Genomic DNA, 16,953 nt, shown 5'->3' with positions numbered 1-16,953 from the left:
CTTTATTAATTATATCACATCAACACCAATTTGAACAAGCAACGCACGCTGTCGAGCGTTAATTTGTCGGTGCTTCACCTGCTGAATTAATTGGTCAATATCCCAGTCAGTAGCCATCAAATAGGTATGTATACTACTTCCGGCTTGGCCCAATGTGTACCGCCGCAATGAATCAAAGTTATAATCAAGACCACCGGCATATGCCAGCGCCAGGGATTCATGGCCTTCTAAAAAGTGGCTCCACCATTGTACCGCCATAGACCGTTCAGAATGGCCCTGAAACCGCTCTTTGACAAAACGGAGCTGATTCCCAACGATACCAAAATAAACGCGCCCAAGATCGCCGCAGGCCATCCATTCGCGGTGGAACGATTCACACGCCTCATTGCGCATCTGCAATTCGACACGCACCCATTTTTCAGGGACTTTTATATCAGTGGCAACCCGGCATTGACGCTCCAAAGTCTTATTATAAATCCTCAGCATGGTACGACTTTGGGGGCTGCCAAAATCCACAGTTTCTTCCCTTCCCTGCACTATCCGCGGCGGTAACCGCCAGCGGGAAATATACCTGCCATCCAGAGAATACCGGATAATGGAACGCATGGACAACTCGCCGAATGTATCACAAGCTACATCAAGGCGGGAACAATGATAACCGGAATGCTGGGACGCGGCAGCAATAAACCCAAACCAATTAAAATCGGGGCTTAACGTTTCAATAAGGCGGCACCCTTCACCAGTGAAATCAAGAAACAAATCTCCCTCTTTGCGTTGCCACATTGCGGTGATTTGACGACTACATGAATATGCAACTTGATAGCCATTACGCGGAGCAACCGACTGCCAAGGCAAGGATGCCCCCAAAAAATCATTTAGGGATTGCAAAACATTCTCTGGGGATAAATCATCACTACAAACAAAACGTTCAAGATTACGAGTAGAAGAATACCAATCTATGAGGATTTTTTTATGCATACCTAAAAACCACCCAAAACCCGCATAAAAAGGCGCTTTAAAGCACTTTCTTATGGAGTGTAGTGCCCCCGTGATACTTTCCGGGGGCTTAGGCGGCCTTCGCCGCCTTTTTTGCTGGACAAAACGAGGTCTCAGCAGGGCCGAAAAAGCATCGGCCACCGTCCAAAATATAAAAACTGCAAGGCCCGATATGCAAGGGCAACAAGGTTTTTTTATGCGCCATTCGGCGCGCTGGACAACGCCCTGCGGGCGTTAAAAGGCTCCTACATCAAAGGAGATCGTACCATCTACAGAAACCGGATAAAGGCGGATATAAAGTGCTTCTATTTGCTCAGAAGTAAGATTTTCCTGCTCAATCCGTTCCAATACCATCCCGCAGAGAGCCACTAAAACATGAAAAGGATATTCGACCATATATAAATAATCTCCTGTTTGTTGTTATGGGATATGTAACCATATACAAATAATTACATATCCCACAAAACAACATTTCAGCGGTCAGAACTGATTCTAAAAAAGATCATTGCAAAATCAGTTGGATTCATATAAAATATAGAAAACAGAGGTTTTATTCACTCTGGAAAATATCCTCACAGTGCTGGGCCGTCAAATCCGCACTGTGGGGATTTTCTTTATTAGCCAGATAAAACTGCATCAGCCTAGAAATACGAAGTTGATCTAAGGTTTTAGGCTTATATTTTAAAAATTCACGAAGATCATTTAAAACCCTATACCAAATAAATACCTCTTCACAATAAAATAAAGCCCGACCTCGATGATAATATAAATCATCCGGAAAATTATGATCTATATCATACTGAACACGATCAATAAAATCAGCAGCCGAATGAAACCGAGTTCTTAAAAGAAATTCTACGGCTTTTAAGATATCACGCCAGCAGACAGGAACCGCCAGATCATACTTGCATTTTTTCATTCACATCACCTTTTCTGTCAATTACTATGCTGTCAAAATAATATAGCCAGTCCTGAACACTGATTTCCTCCAGTCCTAGATCGCCTTTATCCCGAATAGTCGATACAACAAAGGAATAATCCAGTTCTGGGATATTTACCAAAATGCGTTTTGCCATTTGCGGAATAGTCAATCTCTTGAAACAGCTCATATAGCTCTCCTCCTATAATTACTGATTTTTCAAGTAATATAAAGATAACAAATTTCGGAATTTTAGACAAAGACAATTTATCGAGATTACAAGTAAATAATCAAAATATAGCTTTCATATTCTCTTTTTTTCATTGAATTACTCAAAATCTCGATTATACTAAAAATGAGGTGATTTCATGCCGGGAACAATATTTGACGATAAAAACGGTATTTATAAAGAAATAGGAGCAAAGAATTGTATCAATAATATAACAAAAACTATCGAAAAAAGAAGTGAAGTTGTCGGAAAACTACTTACAAAATATAGACTAAAACGAGGATACACACAACAAGAAATTAGCGACGCAATAGGAATAGCGCAACAAACTTATGCCGGCTATGAATCAGGCAGACACGAACCAGGCATTGAAATTCTAGTCAGGTTAGCGGACATTTACGAGATATCGTTAGATCTGCTCACGGGTAGATATATTAGCACAGACATTGAATTTATAAAAAATCAAGTCCTTACAGAACAGGCAGAAGCAAATGATGATGACGATATAGACGAAAAAGTAGAACTACAGGAACAGCGGACACGCAAAAAATACAACCGGGTAAAAAAAGAGAACGTTTTGAAGAAAGCTTTTGATATAGGCCGGTCACACGGATACCAGGCCACAGACGAAATGCTCGATGCGCTGGAAAAAAGAAAAAAGGGTAAGCAAACCAAGGAAAACTAGATTCATTGCAAAAGAAAAAAGAGTAGTTCGTTCCGATCCAGAACGTGCTACTCTCTTTTTTATTGGCAAATTAAAAGAGCAGGGCCTATTCCCTGCTCTTTCCATGCCTATATTTTTAACTTTGATTTCATGAAATATTTCGCCAGGGATATTTCCCGCCCGGACTCGCAAAAAAGCCGAATCGGTGCATTGCGTCGCCCGATCCGGCCCTTCCGCCAAAGATATCGCTTACGAAATTGTATTTACAGCATCACATCGCCGGAATTGGGACCCAGCGTTTACTCGGTAAAAATGTTCCCATCCGGCTCGGCGGCCAGCAGCAAAGCAGATGGCGCCACTTCTTCGGCCAGTCCGAAACGATGACCTGCGCGACCATCTCCTGCACGGGTTTTGGTTCCGATTTTCGGGTCAATTCGGGAACAAAATCACTTTCCCAAAAGACGAATCGGGATTCTATTCACGATTCTATTCGTTAATCTGTTCGCTTTCCGTTTGGGACACATCGGTGCCGCGCCACATCACCAGCATCGAAAGCACCTTACGTTCCTCGTTGCTCATATGCCGGGTCTCGACCATCGGCGCGAGCAGCTGTACCGCCTCTTCGACGTTCTCCTGGGAGAGCGGCCGGGAAAGCCAGCTGTCGTCGCCGGTCAGGCGGCAAACCACCTTTTGCGCTGAGCGCCAGTTGCGGTTGATCAAAAACTGTGCGAACCCCATCAGCATCCACCAGCTTTCATTCCCAACAGGATCTTTTCCGGGGTGAGCGGCAATTCACGCACCCGCACGCCGGTGGCGTTGGCAACCGCATCTGCAATGGCGGGCGACGGCGTGTTGATGACCACCTCGCCGATCGATTTTGCGCCAAACGGTCCGGAAGGCTCGTAGCTCGGCGCAAATTCCACCCGGATCTCCGGCAGATCGAGCCGGGACGGGATCTTATACTGCATAAAGGAATTGTTCCTCATCCGGCCACGTGAGTCATACTGGACATCCTCATAAAGCGCCATGCCGATCCCCTGCGCGATACCACCCTGCGCTTGCACCGTGGCAAGATTCGGATTGATGACTGTGCCACAGTCGACCACGCCGACATAGTCGACCACTTTGGCCTGCCCGGTCTGCAGGTCGACTTCGACCTCGGCAAAACCCGCCATCAGCGGCGGCGGCGAAACCGGGCTTGCATGTGTCTCGGTGACCTGCAGCCAACGCCCCGCGCCTACACAAAGCGCCTGTGCAAGCGTGGAAAGTAAAATCGCCTTGCCCGGGTCCATGGTTGAAAGCACCCGATCTCCGTCAAAGTTCGCCTGCGTCACCGGGATACCGAGCCGCCGCGCCCCCTCCTGCCGGATAATATCGCAGAGTTTGGTTGCGGCCTTCACGACCGCCATGCCGGTCACGTAGGTGGTGCTGGAGGCGTAGGAACCCTTGTCGAACGGGCTGTGGTCGGTGTCCACGCCGTCCACCGTGATCCGTTCGATCGGACAGTGCAGCACCTCGGCGGCCATCTGCGCAAGGATGGTATCGCAACCGGTGCCCATATCGGTCGCGCCGATCATCAGGGTGTAGAAACCATCGTCATTGAGCCGCAGTGTCGCGGAACAGGTGTCGATCCCCGCGATACCGGAACCCTGCATGGTGATCGCCATGCCCACCGCGCGCACGGTATGGTCATCCAGCTGGCGGCAGGGGTATTTTTCATCCCAGCCGATCAGCTCGCGGCCGCGGCGAATACAGTCCTCCAGACGGCTCGAAGAGAGCGGCCCATCCTTGAAGGCGGGCATCGGATCACCGACGCTGGGAATGTTGCGCAGCCGCAGCTCGGTGGGATCGATGCCCAGATGCGCGGCCAGCTCGTTGGCGGCGGACTCAATGGCAAAGCAACCCTGCGTCGCGCCGTAGCCGCGAAACGCCCCGCCCGCCATCGTGTTGGTGTAAACGTTCTGGTGGGTGAAACGATAATGATCCTTTGCATGAGAATAAAGCGCAATCGTCTTGGTGCCGGAAAGACCGATTGTCGTGCAGGCGTGTTCCGCATAGGCGCCTGCGTTCGAAAGGGTGTGCAGGCTGATCGCCTTTACAACGCCGTCCCTGGTTGCGCCGAGCCGGACATGCAGGCGCATCTGGTGACGGCTGTTCGAAGCGGAGAAGGTCTCCTGACGGGTAAAAACGATCCGCGCGGGCTTCCCGGTCCGCAGCGTCACGATGGCCGGGAACAGCTCGCTCACCATCGCCTGTTTTGCGCCAAACCCCCCGCCGATTCGGGGTTTTACCACCCGCACAGCGGTTTTGGGCAGACCCAGCGCATGCGCGATGATCCGGCGGCAGTGAAATGGGATCTGGGTCGAGGAAACCACGTTCAGCCGGCCGTTGTGGTCAAGATAGGTATAAGTACGGAAGGTTTCCATCATCGCCTGCGCGTTCGCCTTGGTGTAGTAGGTGCGGTCGATAACGACATCACACCCCGCGAGCGCTGCCTCCACGTCGCCCGCACTGTCCTCCCCGCTCGCCACCAGGTTGCGGGCGGGATCTCCGCCGATGTCGAAATTGTAATGCAGATCGCTTTCCGGATGCACCACAACCGGGCTGTCGAGCGCCTGTTCGAAATCGAGGAGCGGCTCGCGCACCTCATATTTGACCCGAATCATCTTCATCGCCTTATCGACCGTGCGTTCGTCCCGCCCGGCCACGATCGCGACCGGGTCGCCGACATACCGCACGACCTCCTCCAAGATGTAGCGGTCGTAAGGGCTCGGCTCCGGATAGCTCTGGCCCGCGAAGGTGTAGCGGATCTTCGGAACATCTTTATAAGTCAGGATGCATTCGATGCCGTTTACCTTCAGCGCGGTGTCGCACTTGATCGATTTGATCCGCGCATGCGCGTGCGGGCTGCGCAGCACCTTGACCACCAGGCAGTTCTGTGGGGTCAGGTCTTCGGTGTAGACACCCTTGCCAGTGGTGAGGGCGGCCGCGTCGATCTTGGGGATGCGCTGTCCTACCGTGTTCATGGCCGCTCCCCCTTCAGGTATTTTTCGATCGCCGCCAGCTGGGAGGTATAGCCGGAGCATCGGCAGAGATTGCCTGCGAGATATTCCTGGATCTCCTCACGGGAGGGGCTTTGCAGTTCCCGCTTCATTGCAAGCACGCTCATGGTAAATCCCGGGCTGCAGAAGCCGCATTGTTCAGCCCCCTGCGCCGCCATGAACCGGCCGAATTCCGCGGCTTCCTCCGCCACGCCTTCAAGGGTCGTGACCTGTTTGCCGTCGGCGCGGGCTGTCGGATAGGAACAGGAAAGCACCGGTGCGCCATCCACCCAGACGGTGCACAGTCCGCAGTTCGCGGTGTCGCAGCCGCGCTTGACGCTCACAAAGCCGTATTTGCGCAGAAAATCGATCAGCATCATATCGTTCGGGATATGCTTGTCATAAAGCTTCCCGTTGACCGTTACCTTTACTTTCATCTGCCGCTCTCCCCCTCCATCAGCTTCTTCACCGCGCGCTGCACCAGCACCGGCGTGATCGCCCGGCGGTACTGCGCCGATCCGCGCAGATTCGTCTCAAACCGCAATTCGTGGGCGGCGGCCTCACCGGCCGCCGCCCACGCGCCCGCTGCGAGCTGCCGCTCCGCTTCGGGCGCGCGGCACGCTTTTCCCGGCCGCGCGCCAACCGAAACGCGCCAGTCATCCCCCAGACGGCTGACCGCGACCGCGAGCACCGGAAAATCGGTGGCGGAAAGGCGCAGAGACTCATAGGCGGCTTTACGGCCATCCTTTCGGATGGTCACATGGGTCAGGATATCGCGGGTATAGGGCATTTCGAGGAACTGCGCGAACGGGATTTCCCCGCCCGCGTGCAGCACGACCGACGCGTCGAGCGCGAGCAGCGCCGCGCACAGGTCGGAATAGCCCGCGCGCATGAATACGCTCGCGCCGACCGTGGCCATGTTGCGAAACTGCACGCCCACGATATGCCGGACGCTTTCCGGCAGGATACCGCCGAACGCCCCCCGCAGCGCCGGGCAGGTCTCCAACTGGCGCAGGGTCACCGATGCGCCCAGCCGGACGGCTTCCGGAGTTTCTTCGATCTGGTCAAGGCCAAGGCGGCCCAAATCGATGGCAGTCCAAATGCGTTTGTTGGTCATCCGCAGCCATCCGCAGCCGCCCAAAATGGTATTGGTCTTGTTCTTTTGCAGAAGCCCGAACGCATCGTCAAGGCTTTCGGCAAAGTGATATGTCTTTGCTGTAAACATCTTCTCTTCCTACTTTCCAACGGCAAGGCATAAAATTCTATAATAATTATACCTGTAAGAAACCGGAAGTAAAGGGGAGAGACCGACAAAATTTGCGGGAAAGTGCTACCAATGGACAGTTTACATAATATTCACTTGTAAATACTATGAAAAAGCATTAAAATGGACATAGGTTCTTTTTAAATTGCATCAGGAGGTAACTATATGAAACTCTCGTTTCTGGGTGCGACCCATGAAGTCACAGGCAGCTGCCATTATCTGCAGGCCTGCGGCAAAAAGATCCTGATCGACTGCGGCATGCAGCAGGGCCCCGATGAATATGAACATCAGGAACTGCCGGTCGCACCGGGGGAAATTGATTTTGTGCTGCTCACCCACGCGCATATCGACCATTCCGGCCGTCTGCCGCTGCTTGCGAAATACGGTTTCCGGGGGCCGGTGGTCACCACCTCCGCCACCGCCGACCTGTGCGGCATCATGCTGCGCGACTCCGCTCATATTCAGGAGTTTGAAGCCGAATGGAAAAACCGCAAAGGCAAACGCGCTGGCCGTGAACCGGTCGAACCGATGTACACCATGCAGGACGCGGAACAGATTATTTCCCAGCTTCAGGAGCATGAATACAACGAAATGGCCGAACTCTGCGAAGGCGTCCGGATACGCTTTATCGATGTGGGGCATCTGCTCGGCTCCGCTTCGATCGAAGTTTGGGTCACCGAAGACGGCATCACCAAAAAAATCGTCTTTTCGGGCGATATCGGCAACCTCAACCAGCCGTTGATCCGCGACCCGCAGTACATAGATGAAGCCGATTATGTCGTTATCGAATCGACCTACGGCACCCGCAACCACAATGTCCCTCCCGATTATACCGCGCTGCTTGCCAGTGTCATCCAGAAAACCCTCGACCGCAGCGGCAACGTCGTGATCCCCTCCTTCGCGGTCGGACGCACGCAGGAGCTGCTCTATTTCCTGCGGGAAATCCGCGCGCGCGACCTTGTGAAGGGCCACAAGAATTTCCCGGTTTACGTGGACAGTCCGCTCGCCATCGAGGCAACCAATATCTTTAACGAAAACCGTTACGGCTATTTCGATGAGGAAGCCATGGAGCTGGTTCAGCACGGGATCAATCCCATCACCTTCCATGGGCTCGAGCTCGCAGTCACCAGCGACGAATCCCGCGCCATCAACTTCGACAATCGCCCCAAGGTAATCATCTCCGCATCCGGCATGTGCGAGGCCGGACGCATCAAGCACCATCTGAAGCACAACCTCTGGCGGCCAGAATGCACCATTGTGTTCGTCGGTTACCAAGCGGTCGGCACCACCGGCCGCGCGCTGATTGAGGGCGCGAAATCGGTCAAGCTCTTCGGCGAAACGATCGATGTTGAAGCCGAAATCACCCAGCTCGAAGGCATCAGCGGCCACGCCGACCAAAACGGCCTGCTGCGCTGGCTCGACGCCTACCAGAAGAAACCCGAACACATCTTTGTCGTCCATGGCGAGGACGCCACCTGCACCGCGTTCGCAGAACTGGTCGCAGAGCGGTATGGCATCCCGGCAACCGCGCCCGACTATCAGGCGAGCTTCGACCTCGCCACCAACACGATGCTCGAACCCGGCATCAAGCGGGAACCGAAAAAGGTCACCGTCAAGCCGGTTTCTTCTGTCTTTACCCGCCTGGTCGCTGCCGGACAGCGCCTGATGCAGGTGATCGAACAGAACAAGGGCGGCGCGAACAAGGATCTTGCCAGATTTGCCGACCAGATCAACGCACTCTGCGAAAAATGGAAACGATGATACGCGAAAACTGCGGCTCCCGGCCGCAGCTTTCCTCATTCCTCACTGCCCGGCCCGCGGCCTGAGCGGCGCGCCGACGTTCGTCAGCGCATCTCACGGGCGGAAGACCGGCAGCCTATCTCGCGCTAAGAGCCGCCAAAGGCGGTTGCGCTCGAAACGCTCGCTACGGCTCGCAATCCCCTTGTGTGCCCCCATCCGGCAAGGTGAGAACCACTCCTCCGGAAAACGCACACCGCCCGGACGCAGTCGCGTCCGGGCGGTGTTTCGTTTCAGGGGTTTGCAAGGCTCATGGCCAGACGCACAAGCCATTTCCACAGGTGCGGACAATTCTGGAGCAGAAACAGGCGTACCTGCTCCTGCGTCGCGCCGTCAATCATAAGCACCTGTTCCCCGCGTGCGCTTACGCCAATCGCCGCGTTTCCCATCGCTGTCGCGCCGACCGCCAGCGTATGCGCAAACGCACTGCCTCCGATGGCGTAGATGCCGACTGCAAAGCCGCCGAAGGCAAGTGCTCCGATTGAAAAGCCACCGAAACTGATCCCACCGAGCGCGCACCCGCCAAAGGCAAAGAGCAGGCCCAAAGAGACGCCGCCGAAACTCAGAAGCCCCAGCGCCAGCCCGCCAAGGCTCAAAACGCCGACCGAGATGTTGCCGATCGCAATAATCCCTTTTGCAACAGCGTTTCCGTAACGGGAGATCTTGATATGCACAAGCGGCAGCCCAAACAGGGTTGTTTTGCTGCGGTATTCATAACCATCCCGCCGCTTGACGCACCTGCGCAGCTCGGCCAATTCTCTGGCAAGCGCCGCGTCGTCCGGCCGCGCGGCGGCGCGTTCAGTCTGTTCCGGCCGCGCGAGATAGTCAAGGCTCACGCCAAAAATATCCGCCAGCGCGATCAACTTTGCAAGTTCCGGCGTTGCGTTCCCAGCTTCCCATTTACTGACCGACTGACGGGTCACATGCAAAATCTCCGCCAGCTGTTCCTGTGAAAAGCCACGCTCCCGGCGCAGCTGAACCAGCTTGTCACAAAAATTCATCCCGTTCTCCCCCTTTTCCCTTGTTGTCAATATACCCGAAATGGCCAGGATAATCAAGAAAACAGCGGCTTGCAGTTTGTCAACCATAGGTTGCAAAAGGCCGTCCGGCAGGAATTTTTCCTTACCGGACGGCTTTCTATCTGCTTATTGGATGACGATCTTACCGCGCGGGGATTTCGCGGCGAGGCCGTCGCCGGGCGGTGTGACATAAGCGCTTTCTGTGACGAAATCGCCCGCCATCGCCGCGTTCACATAGTAGGTCAGCGTATAGCTGTCCAACGCACCCTCGGTGAATTCCATTTCCGAATCCGTGACGGGGACGGCCGCTTCTTCAGTTCCAGGATTGATCTTAATCCCTTCTTCCAGGAGCTCCTCTTCCTCAGCCTCGCTATCGTAGGGCACGGGCTGCGGCAGCTCGCCACGGTCAAGATAGATGTAGCCGCGCACCGTCTGGCCCTCATTTTCGACATTGCCCCAGCACCAGTCATACGCCGGATTCAGGCGGCTGTCGTAAAGCATCGGCAGAAAGCGCATGCCGGACGGGATATAATCCGAAATGATGTAGCAGCCGGAAGGCGCGTCTTCTGCAAATTCGACCCGGACCGAAACCCGGACCCGGCTTCCAATGCCGATCTCATCGCCGGAAACCGGCGTATAAGACTTGGTCACCTTCACCTTACTGTTGTCCGCCGCGCCGGACGCATCCGCGTAACCGGTATAGGCGGCGCTTACATAGACGTCCTTCCCGCCTTCAAATTGGGCGGCGGTCAGTGCTTCATAGCTCATCGAAATCGCTTCCCAGCCCTTCCCGGACAGGTCCACCGTCTGTTTTTCCCCGTCGCGCAGATAGCTGAACTTTGCGCCGGCCGATCCGGCCGGAATGGTAAAGTTCTCAATATAGGCAAGCTGCTCGAGGTTGTAGAGCACGGTGGTTGACGCCCGGCGGTTGGTATTTTGCAGATTGAGGTAACGCATCAGAGCATCCGCGTCCGGATTCGAGGTGATCGAAGTGAGCATCAGCGCGGCGGCGGTGTTCTGCACCCGCTCGTCGAAGGTGCCGCCCGTCTCGACATATTTGAGATCCCCTTCGGCAACGATCTGCCCGCCGAGCGAAGCATAGACCTTCTCCGCGCCTGTAAAATCACCGAGCTTTGCAAGCCCCACGCCGAGGTAAAGTTTCTGCGCCGCTGTGAGCGTCGGCTCCTCCAGCATGCGGGTGATATCGAGCAACACCGGTTCGCCCGCGGCCGCAAGCCCCATCTGGGCCATAACCCGGTCATCCGGCGTGGCGGCAGGGTCCTTGAGCACCTCCTGCAGGAAGGTCCTGGCCGAGCTGCGGTTGATCTGGTCGGGCGCCGCCGCCAGCATTTTTGCGGTCACAGCGGCATCCGGTTCAGAAACCGGCAGCAATTTCACCCCGCTCTCGCCCTGGATTTGCTCGAGACGTTCATCCTTGTACACACGCATCCGCTCGGATGGATCGAGCAGCTCGTTATATGCGACCTGCGCGCGGTAAGCGGCAACCAGGACTTCGGTCCGGCTGCCGGACTGCCCGGCGAGCTTCTGCACACCATCCATATAGGCTGTCATCCGATGGTCATAGACAAGCATCCGCACCGGATAGCGCACGCTGGAAAGCCCAGAAAGTTCTGAAAGCGGCATCGAACGGATCACCGGCACGGTAAGCCCTTGACGGATCACCGCAAACTCCTGTTTGACCGCGTCGGAAAGGCTGCCGCATTTGACTGCGGCCTGCAAATAATACTGGCCCGCGTCGTACTTGCCGAAATTGAACTGTACCCGCTCGCCCGGCTTGCCGGAAGCGGTTAGACGGTCGATCTCGGTGCCATCCATTTTATGAACGGTGATGGTATATTCCGCCTGCCCTGAAAGGAGAGTGACCTCGGTCCCAACGCTTTGCAGGGTCATTGAAACATCGTCCCCTTCGAGGTAGCTGTCCGAATGGAGCACCTGCAGATAGAAAGGCAGGGTCGCGACCGCGTTTGAAACACCGCTGCCCGCCTTCACAAGCGGGTCGGACGTCACCGCGCAGGCGGTAACCCTCCAGGAGGTGATGTTGTCCGGCAGTTTCACTTCAACGGCAGCTTTACCGGTCGCGTCAACCACGACCGTCTGGAAGGAAGCGGTATCCACAAATTCCTCGCGCACCTGCGTCACGCCATCTCCGCCGCCGCCCGTGCCAACGCCCCCGGCAGTGGCTGGATTCGCCTCATCAAGCGCGTATTCGCTGTAGGAGACGCCCTGCTCCACCGATGGATGATAGATGCTGCCGTAAATCTGCGCCGCCAGGTCGATCTCCTGCCCGGCAATCGCAAAGACAGCCTCATCCACCACGCCGATACAGACCGAAGCGGCGGCAGGGCTGCCCTGCGCGTCGGTAACGGTCAATTCGACCACGGCATTCTCACCGGGACGATAGCTTTCAGCGGTGGGCTTCACCTGCACAGTGAGTTCCTGCCCTGTGTAATCATAGGTGACATAGAGGTTTTCGATCAGGTAAACGTGCCGCCCGTCGAAATAAGCCCCCACGATCACGACGTTCGGGAGATACTGTTCCTCCATTGTGAGCGACGCCGCTCCCCCTTCGAACAGCGCGGTCGAAAGGGTCTTTCGCTGCACAGTGCTGTAAAGCACCCGGCCTTCCGGCTGGATCTGCCGGCCGTTTTCGTAAAGCCCGAGCGGAATGGTTTCCCCAAGCGGCACGGCGAGCCGGTTACTGTCAAAACTTTCCCCGCTGGTAAAGCTGTAGCGCTTTTCCCCGTCGCTGTTTGGCGAGAAATAATAGGGCCGCAGGCTGTGCATCTCCTGCACCTGGCCGATCACCTGCCCATCAAAGGTCAGTTCGAGCCGGTAATAGGTGTCCGTGGTGGATTCATACGGATAGTCCAGTACCGCTGTACCGCCCACCGTGGAGATCTGGCGGGTGTCCTCCACCGATTCCACCCGGTTGCTTTCATACCGCGTAACGGTACGTTTATTGACTGGATCGTAATAACTGCCTACCGGGGTCTGGACATACTGAACCTTATGTACTGTTGCTGTCAGCGGAAGATCCGCGGGCGCACCGGCCAGCCGGTCAAATTCGCTTTCATCCGTTTTGAGCGGCCGCACCTGCGGCGCTTCGCCGAGCTTTGAAACATCAATCTGCGCGGCGCGCACAGTGAGTTTCCCCTCCGCGGCGGAATCCACCTCCACCGCGATCTGTGAGGGGAGCATCCGCACCGAACCGGATGTAAAGACGTATACGTCCTCCGGATCGGCGTTCGAGACCTCATACCAGACGCTCATTGGGTTCCAGGAAAGGGCTTCCCCGTCCGGGACATAGGAAAGGGTGATACTCCCCTGTCCCGCCTCGTCGAGCGTGATGATCCCTTTTTCATCGTCCGACATCAGCCCCAACTGATAAGAGGAGAACCGCAGCCGCCCGCCCGAAACCGGCGTGCCGTCAAAATAGGAAGCGGAAACCGAGAACCGGACCTGCTCATTTGCATAGTACCAGTCCTTGTCGGCTTTGACCGTGATGGCGTAAGGCGGCTTGGTGTATTCCTCAATCAAAAAGCCCTTGCTGGTATAAACGCCGGCCGCTTCATACCGGCCGCCTGTGTTGTCCGCCTCTTCACCATTGGTAATCTTGAAGCTGTACCAGTCTTTCTTGATTCCGGTGATGGGCATCTCCCCAATAAAGGTTCCGTCCTCGTTTACCGCTGCTTTTACCTTGTAGACGGTATTTTCCGGCCATGATCCGGTCAGCTCCGCATAGACGCTCTTAGGCAGCGAATTCCCCTGGCGGCGGGGCTTCACAACGCCCCAGAATTTAATGGAATCATTCGGCTGGTAAATCTCACGGTCCGTATAGAGCGCGGTATAATAGCGTTCGGAAACCGGCGCGTCCTTTGCTCCGGAAAGCCGCACCTTTTCCACATAGGCGAGCTTGCCGTTCCGCACCACTTCGAGATAGGCTTCTTCCGTCTTGCCAGTGGAAATCTTGGCGATGCCATCCGCTGTCGTGACGCCGTCGAACAGCCTGCCATCCTTGACCGCCTCGGTCAGCCGCAGAGACGCGTCCGCGACCGGTTCTCCGCTGACCGGATCGTTAACCCAGAAGAGGGTATCCCCTTCCACACTCTGTGTGTATAGGGAAAGGTTGCAGATCTGCAGAAGTTTCTGCACAAACTGGTTGTTTCCCTCGTCATCCTGCCCGGAAATTGTCACAATATAATGCCCTTCCCCAAGTTCATCGGGCAGAATGGCATATAAATCTCCCCAGTAGTCGGTTTTCTGGAACAGCTTTCCCTGATACGAAAAGACCTCCTCCAGTCCGGCAGTGGCGGCGACATAATCGGTTTTGGCGCCATAACGCTCCTCATAGAACGAGCCGTACGCCTGCAGTTCCCGCAGATAGGCATTGATATCCGGATAACGATGGACCGTCACATTCATATTTCCGTTGATCTTCACGCCGCTTGAAAGCCCAACCGCGAGCGGATCTCCCGGCAGGAAGGTTTCCGCATAATCACCCGCAAGCCGCAGCCGCCTATAATCGTCCTTGTCATCCTGGGCGTTTGAGGTCTCAAACGAGAAGGTATAATCCTCCTTGAGCGTCATTCCGTTCGGCGCGCGCAGCCCGGCGCGCAGAGTCACCCGATAGATACTGTTCTGCGCGAGCGGCTCATCCGGAATGAATACCGACGTGTAACCGGAGGCTTCAAACTTACCGGAAATCTCCGGCAGGATTCCAAAATGTGCCGAAAGGTCGACGTCCGGCGCGTTAAAGGTGATTTCGATTCCGGATTCCGGTTCGACATAACCTTCTTCATCGGCTGGGTAGGTCGCCCCCACCAAAAGGTCGCTGCGTGTCTGGAACGCAAACGACTGCACCACGTCTCCAGCCGGGTTTTTCACCTGGATGGTGTAAACCGTATTATCCAAAAGCGGTGCGGATGGCGTAAGCGTCCAGTTTTTTCCCGACCCGGACAAGGTATATTCCAAATCCGGCTCCACATCGAGCATTGCCCGCAAGTCAGCTTCCTTGATACTGTATCTGCTCGAAACCGCGAAACCGCTCTGCGGCAGCACACCCTGCCCGTCCTCCGCGGTTGCCGTAACAGTCACCGATGCATAGAGCGCATCGGTCTGCGGCCGCGACAAAAAATATCCCGCCCCTACCGCGGCAACAATCACTGCCGCGATGAGTGTGGGGATCAGCCATCTGGATACGCTTTTCATGCGTCATCCCTCCGTTCTTATTTCCAAAGCTCCCCGGCGCGTTCGATGGGCGCGCCCAAATAAAATTTCCAAAAAAGCAAGGCGTCCGGCGTCGTGCTCTCCGCCTGCCCTTTCCCGCGAGACAGGCCAACGGCGCCGCCGCCTTACATTTTATTAGTGGCAAAAACGCCCGCAATTCATGCGCTTTCAGTATACCACATCTTCCATTATTTTTCGACAATGAAAAACACGCCCTTCGAATGGAAAGCGTGTTTTTGTGAAGCGGGTGACGAGGATCGAACTCGCGTCTTTTGCCTGGTAGTCTGAATTGTTTCAAGAAAAAACCCGCCCTTTTCAGGACGGGTTCTTTTTATGTGGAGCAGGTAACGAGGATCGAACTCGCGTTGTCTGCTTGGGAAGCAGAAGTGTTGCCATTACACCATACCTGCACGCGGCCTGCCCGAAGAATATCCGGGACAAGGTGCGCCTTCGGCGCGGATTTTTGAGGGAAAATCCCGCCGGCTGTGGAGGCAGCCGGCGGGCGGTTTCTCAATCAGCCTTTAAAAAGGGTTCTTATTTCACTTTGCGGAACGCGACAGCGCCAGCAGCAGCCAGGGAAACAACAGCGGCAACAACCGCTACGTTAACCATGTCGCTGGAACCGGTCTGCGGGATGTCTTTGCCGCCGTCAGGGGTGGTGACATCGGCAGCCGCATCGTCGTCATCCTCATCGTCAGCGTTGATCGCTTCGATGTCGAGCTCAGTGTCGGAGAGGACGTAGGTGCCCAGGACGCGGGTCTTCATGGACCAGCCAGGGATCTCTTCGTCATCTTCGGAGAAGGTGAACTTGTCGGTGACGTCGGTCAGGTTGCCATCAGCATCTTTCTCGTAGATGAAGCAGGTTTCCGGATCCGGAACATAATCGTCATCATCTTCGTCCCACGGAATGCCAAGGGTCAGGGTCGCGCGGGAGGTCGACGGGATGGTCGGGTTGGTGACGAAGTCATAGAACCACAGGTCAGCGTCAACCGGATCGCCGTACTCAGCGTACAGGGTGCGGTCGGTGCTGGTGGACAGACGGGCATAGAATTTGGAAGCATCGTCGTCAGCTTCGAACTTCAGAGCGGCACGGTCGTCGCCCCAGATCAGGGTGTTGGTGTCGTTCTTGTCAGGATCAAAGTAAACACGGTCGCCCGCATCCGGGTTGTCATCGTTGGTCTTCTTCTCGTTGTTGATCCAGAAGGAGTACGGAATGACAATCTTGTCGCCCTTGACAAAGGTTTCAGTTCCGCCGATCTTGTCGGTGGAATCTTTCTTTGCAATAAAGGAGATGGTACCATCGGTGTGGATCTCAGAAGTGGTCGTGGTGTCCGCCAGTTCGATCTTGAGGCGGAGCGCACGATCGCCTCCCGGGATCTTCTTGTCGCCGTCATAGGAGATCTTCTTGATCATTTTGCCGTTGGTGTCTTTATCAATGTCAATTTTGAAGAGATCCTTGTCCTGAATGGATTTAATCGTTGCGCTATGGTTGCCAGCGATAGCGCCAGTTGTATCCCAGTTTACATCTTTAATATAAGCATAAATGATCGAATTCGGGGCAATGCGATCCTCGGCCAGGATAGAACCGTCCGTGCCCAACTTGACCTCAGTATCCGCATATTTCTCGTCATCATCGTCGTAGAATACAACGGTAGAAATCTTACCGGTAACAGCCTTATCGTTTCCGCTAGTCAGCGGAGCAGCCATAGCGGCCACAGAAGCGAAGCTCATGACCATCGCAGCGGCCAGGATTCCCGAAAGAATCTTTTTCATTGGA

13 protein-coding genes and 1 tRNA gene are annotated in these 16,953 nt (G+C 55.0%); 2 read left to right on the top strand and 12 right to left on the bottom strand.

Annotated features, from left to right (window positions below):
• Positions 1-9 precede the first annotated feature (9 nt).
• The 4 genes from DWV16_RS14475 to DWV16_RS14465 all read right to left on the bottom strand — a co-directional run bounded on the left by DWV16_RS14475 (position 10) and on the right by DWV16_RS14465 (position 2,105).
• Positions 10-978, bottom strand: a complete 969-nt coding sequence (locus DWV16_RS14475) for a replication initiation factor domain-containing protein (protein WP_118479922.1) — start codon at positions 976-978, stop codon at positions 10-12.
• Between the two features lie 252 nt (positions 979-1,230).
• Positions 1,231-1,392, bottom strand: a complete 162-nt coding sequence (locus DWV16_RS19115) for a hypothetical protein (RefSeq protein ID WP_158572911.1) — start codon at positions 1,390-1,392, stop codon at positions 1,231-1,233.
• A 154-nt stretch (positions 1,393-1,546) separates the two neighbouring features.
• Positions 1,547-1,915, bottom strand: a complete 369-nt coding sequence (locus tag DWV16_RS18900; protein WP_147349474.1) for a hypothetical protein — start codon at positions 1,913-1,915, stop codon at positions 1,547-1,549.
• Positions 1,896-2,105 (bottom strand): hypothetical protein, encoded by a 210-nt coding sequence (locus DWV16_RS14465; protein ID WP_118479918.1) that lies wholly within the window; start codon positions 2,103-2,105, stop codon positions 1,896-1,898. Before DWV16_RS14465 ends, DWV16_RS18900 begins: the two co-directional genes overlap by 20 nt.
• 178 nt (positions 2,106-2,283) lie before the next feature.
• Between DWV16_RS14465 and DWV16_RS14460 the strand changes: the two genes are divergently transcribed.
• Positions 2,284-2,829 carry a helix-turn-helix domain-containing protein gene (locus DWV16_RS14460; RefSeq protein WP_118479916.1) on the top strand — a complete coding sequence of 182 codons (546 nt, stop codon included), beginning with the start codon at positions 2,284-2,286 and terminating at the stop codon, positions 2,827-2,829.
• Positions 2,830-3,294: 465 nt separating this feature from the next.
• Here the strand turns inward: DWV16_RS14460 and DWV16_RS14455 are convergent, their stop codons facing one another.
• The 4 genes from DWV16_RS14455 to DWV16_RS14440 are packed head-to-tail and all read right to left on the bottom strand — an operon-like array spanning position 3,295 to position 7,074.
• Positions 3,295-3,546 carry a hypothetical protein gene (locus tag DWV16_RS14455; protein WP_066452465.1) on the bottom strand — a complete coding sequence of 84 codons (252 nt, stop codon included), beginning with the start codon at positions 3,544-3,546 and terminating at the stop codon, positions 3,295-3,297.
• Positions 3,546-5,834: a xanthine dehydrogenase family protein molybdopterin-binding subunit gene (locus DWV16_RS14450; protein WP_118479914.1), complete on the bottom strand. Its 2,289-nt coding sequence runs from the start codon at positions 5,832-5,834 to the stop codon at positions 3,546-3,548. Before DWV16_RS14450 ends, DWV16_RS14455 begins: the two co-directional genes overlap by 1 nt.
• Entirely contained in the window at positions 5,831-6,286 is a 456-nt protein-coding gene (locus DWV16_RS14445; RefSeq protein ID WP_066452467.1) for a (2Fe-2S)-binding protein, read from the bottom strand. Before DWV16_RS14445 ends, DWV16_RS14450 begins: the two co-directional genes overlap by 4 nt.
• Entirely contained in the window at positions 6,283-7,074 is a 792-nt protein-coding gene (locus DWV16_RS14440; RefSeq protein WP_118479912.1) for a xanthine dehydrogenase family protein subunit M, read from the bottom strand. Before DWV16_RS14440 ends, DWV16_RS14445 begins: the two co-directional genes overlap by 4 nt.
• A 204-nt stretch (positions 7,075-7,278) precedes the next feature.
• Between DWV16_RS14440 and DWV16_RS14435 the strand changes: the two genes are divergently transcribed.
• Positions 7,279-8,874, top strand: a complete 1,596-nt coding sequence (locus tag DWV16_RS14435; protein WP_118479910.1) for an MBL fold metallo-hydrolase RNA specificity domain-containing protein — start codon at positions 7,279-7,281, stop codon at positions 8,872-8,874.
• Positions 8,875-9,143: 269 nt separating this feature from the next.
• On the opposite strand, the gene DWV16_RS14430 is transcribed toward DWV16_RS14435, so the two are convergent.
• The 4 genes from DWV16_RS14430 to DWV16_RS14415 all read right to left on the bottom strand — a co-directional run bounded on the left by DWV16_RS14430 (position 9,144) and on the right by DWV16_RS14415 (position 16,949).
• On the bottom strand, positions 9,144-9,911 hold the full coding sequence (locus tag DWV16_RS14430) for a helix-turn-helix domain-containing protein (protein ID WP_118479928.1): 768 nt from the start codon (positions 9,909-9,911) through the stop codon (positions 9,144-9,146).
• A 144-nt stretch (positions 9,912-10,055) separates the two neighbouring features.
• The gene (locus tag DWV16_RS14425; protein WP_118479908.1) at positions 10,056-15,158 is read right to left on the bottom strand and encodes an Ig-like domain-containing alpha-2-macroglobulin family protein; all 5,103 of its coding nucleotides are present in this window, start codon (positions 15,156-15,158) and stop codon (positions 10,056-10,058) included.
• A 354-nt stretch (positions 15,159-15,512) separates the two neighbouring features.
• Positions 15,513-15,586 (bottom strand) — tRNA-Gly (locus tag DWV16_RS14420).
• Positions 15,587-15,710: 124 nt separating this feature from the next.
• Positions 15,711-16,949, bottom strand: a complete 1,239-nt coding sequence (locus tag DWV16_RS14415) for a hypothetical protein (RefSeq protein WP_118479906.1) — start codon at positions 16,947-16,949, stop codon at positions 15,711-15,713.
• Positions 16,950-16,953: the final 4 nt, after the last annotated feature.

It is taken from the genome of Anaerotruncus sp. AF02-27, assembly GCF_003465835.1.
Lineage (GTDB): Bacteria > Bacillota > Clostridia > Oscillospirales > Ruminococcaceae > Anaerotruncus > Anaerotruncus rubiinfantis.
This window is presented reverse-complemented; position numbering and strand designations above follow the sequence as displayed.

What these genes read in the sequence shown, in the direction of transcription:
- DWV16_RS14475 (WP_118479922.1), bottom strand. Translation starts at nt 978, where the DNA reads ATGCATAAAAAAATCCTCATAGATTGGTATTCTTCTACTCGTAATCTT.
- DWV16_RS19115 (WP_158572911.1), bottom strand. Translation starts at nt 1,392, where the DNA reads ATGGTCGAATATCCTTTTCATGTTTTAGTGGCTCTCTGCGGGATGGTA.
- DWV16_RS18900 (WP_147349474.1), bottom strand. Translation starts at nt 1,915, where the DNA reads ATGAAAAAATGCAAGTATGATCTGGCGGTTCCTGTCTGCTGGCGTGAT.
- DWV16_RS14465 (WP_118479918.1), bottom strand. Translation starts at nt 2,105, where the DNA reads ATGAGCTGTTTCAAGAGATTGACTATTCCGCAAATGGCAAAACGCATT.
- DWV16_RS14460 (WP_118479916.1), top strand. Translation starts at nt 2,284, where the DNA reads ATGCCGGGAACAATATTTGACGATAAAAACGGTATTTATAAAGAAATA.
- DWV16_RS14455 (WP_066452465.1), bottom strand. Translation starts at nt 3,546, where the DNA reads ATGGGGTTCGCACAGTTTTTGATCAACCGCAACTGGCGCTCAGCGCAA.
- DWV16_RS14450 (WP_118479914.1), bottom strand. Translation starts at nt 5,834, where the DNA reads ATGAACACGGTAGGACAGCGCATCCCCAAGATCGACGCGGCCGCCCTC.
- DWV16_RS14445 (WP_066452467.1), bottom strand. Translation starts at nt 6,286, where the DNA reads ATGAAAGTAAAGGTAACGGTCAACGGGAAGCTTTATGACAAGCATATC.
- DWV16_RS14440 (WP_118479912.1), bottom strand. Translation starts at nt 7,074, where the DNA reads ATGTTTACAGCAAAGACATATCACTTTGCCGAAAGCCTTGACGATGCG.
- DWV16_RS14435 (WP_118479910.1), top strand. Translation starts at nt 7,279, where the DNA reads ATGAAACTCTCGTTTCTGGGTGCGACCCATGAAGTCACAGGCAGCTGC.
- DWV16_RS14430 (WP_118479928.1), bottom strand. Translation starts at nt 9,911, where the DNA reads ATGAATTTTTGTGACAAGCTGGTTCAGCTGCGCCGGGAGCGTGGCTTT.
- DWV16_RS14425 (WP_118479908.1), bottom strand. Translation starts at nt 15,158, where the DNA reads ATGAAAAGCGTATCCAGATGGCTGATCCCCACACTCATCGCGGCAGTG.
- DWV16_RS14415 (WP_118479906.1), bottom strand. Translation starts at nt 16,949, where the DNA reads ATGAAAAAGATTCTTTCGGGAATCCTGGCCGCTGCGATGGTCATGAGC.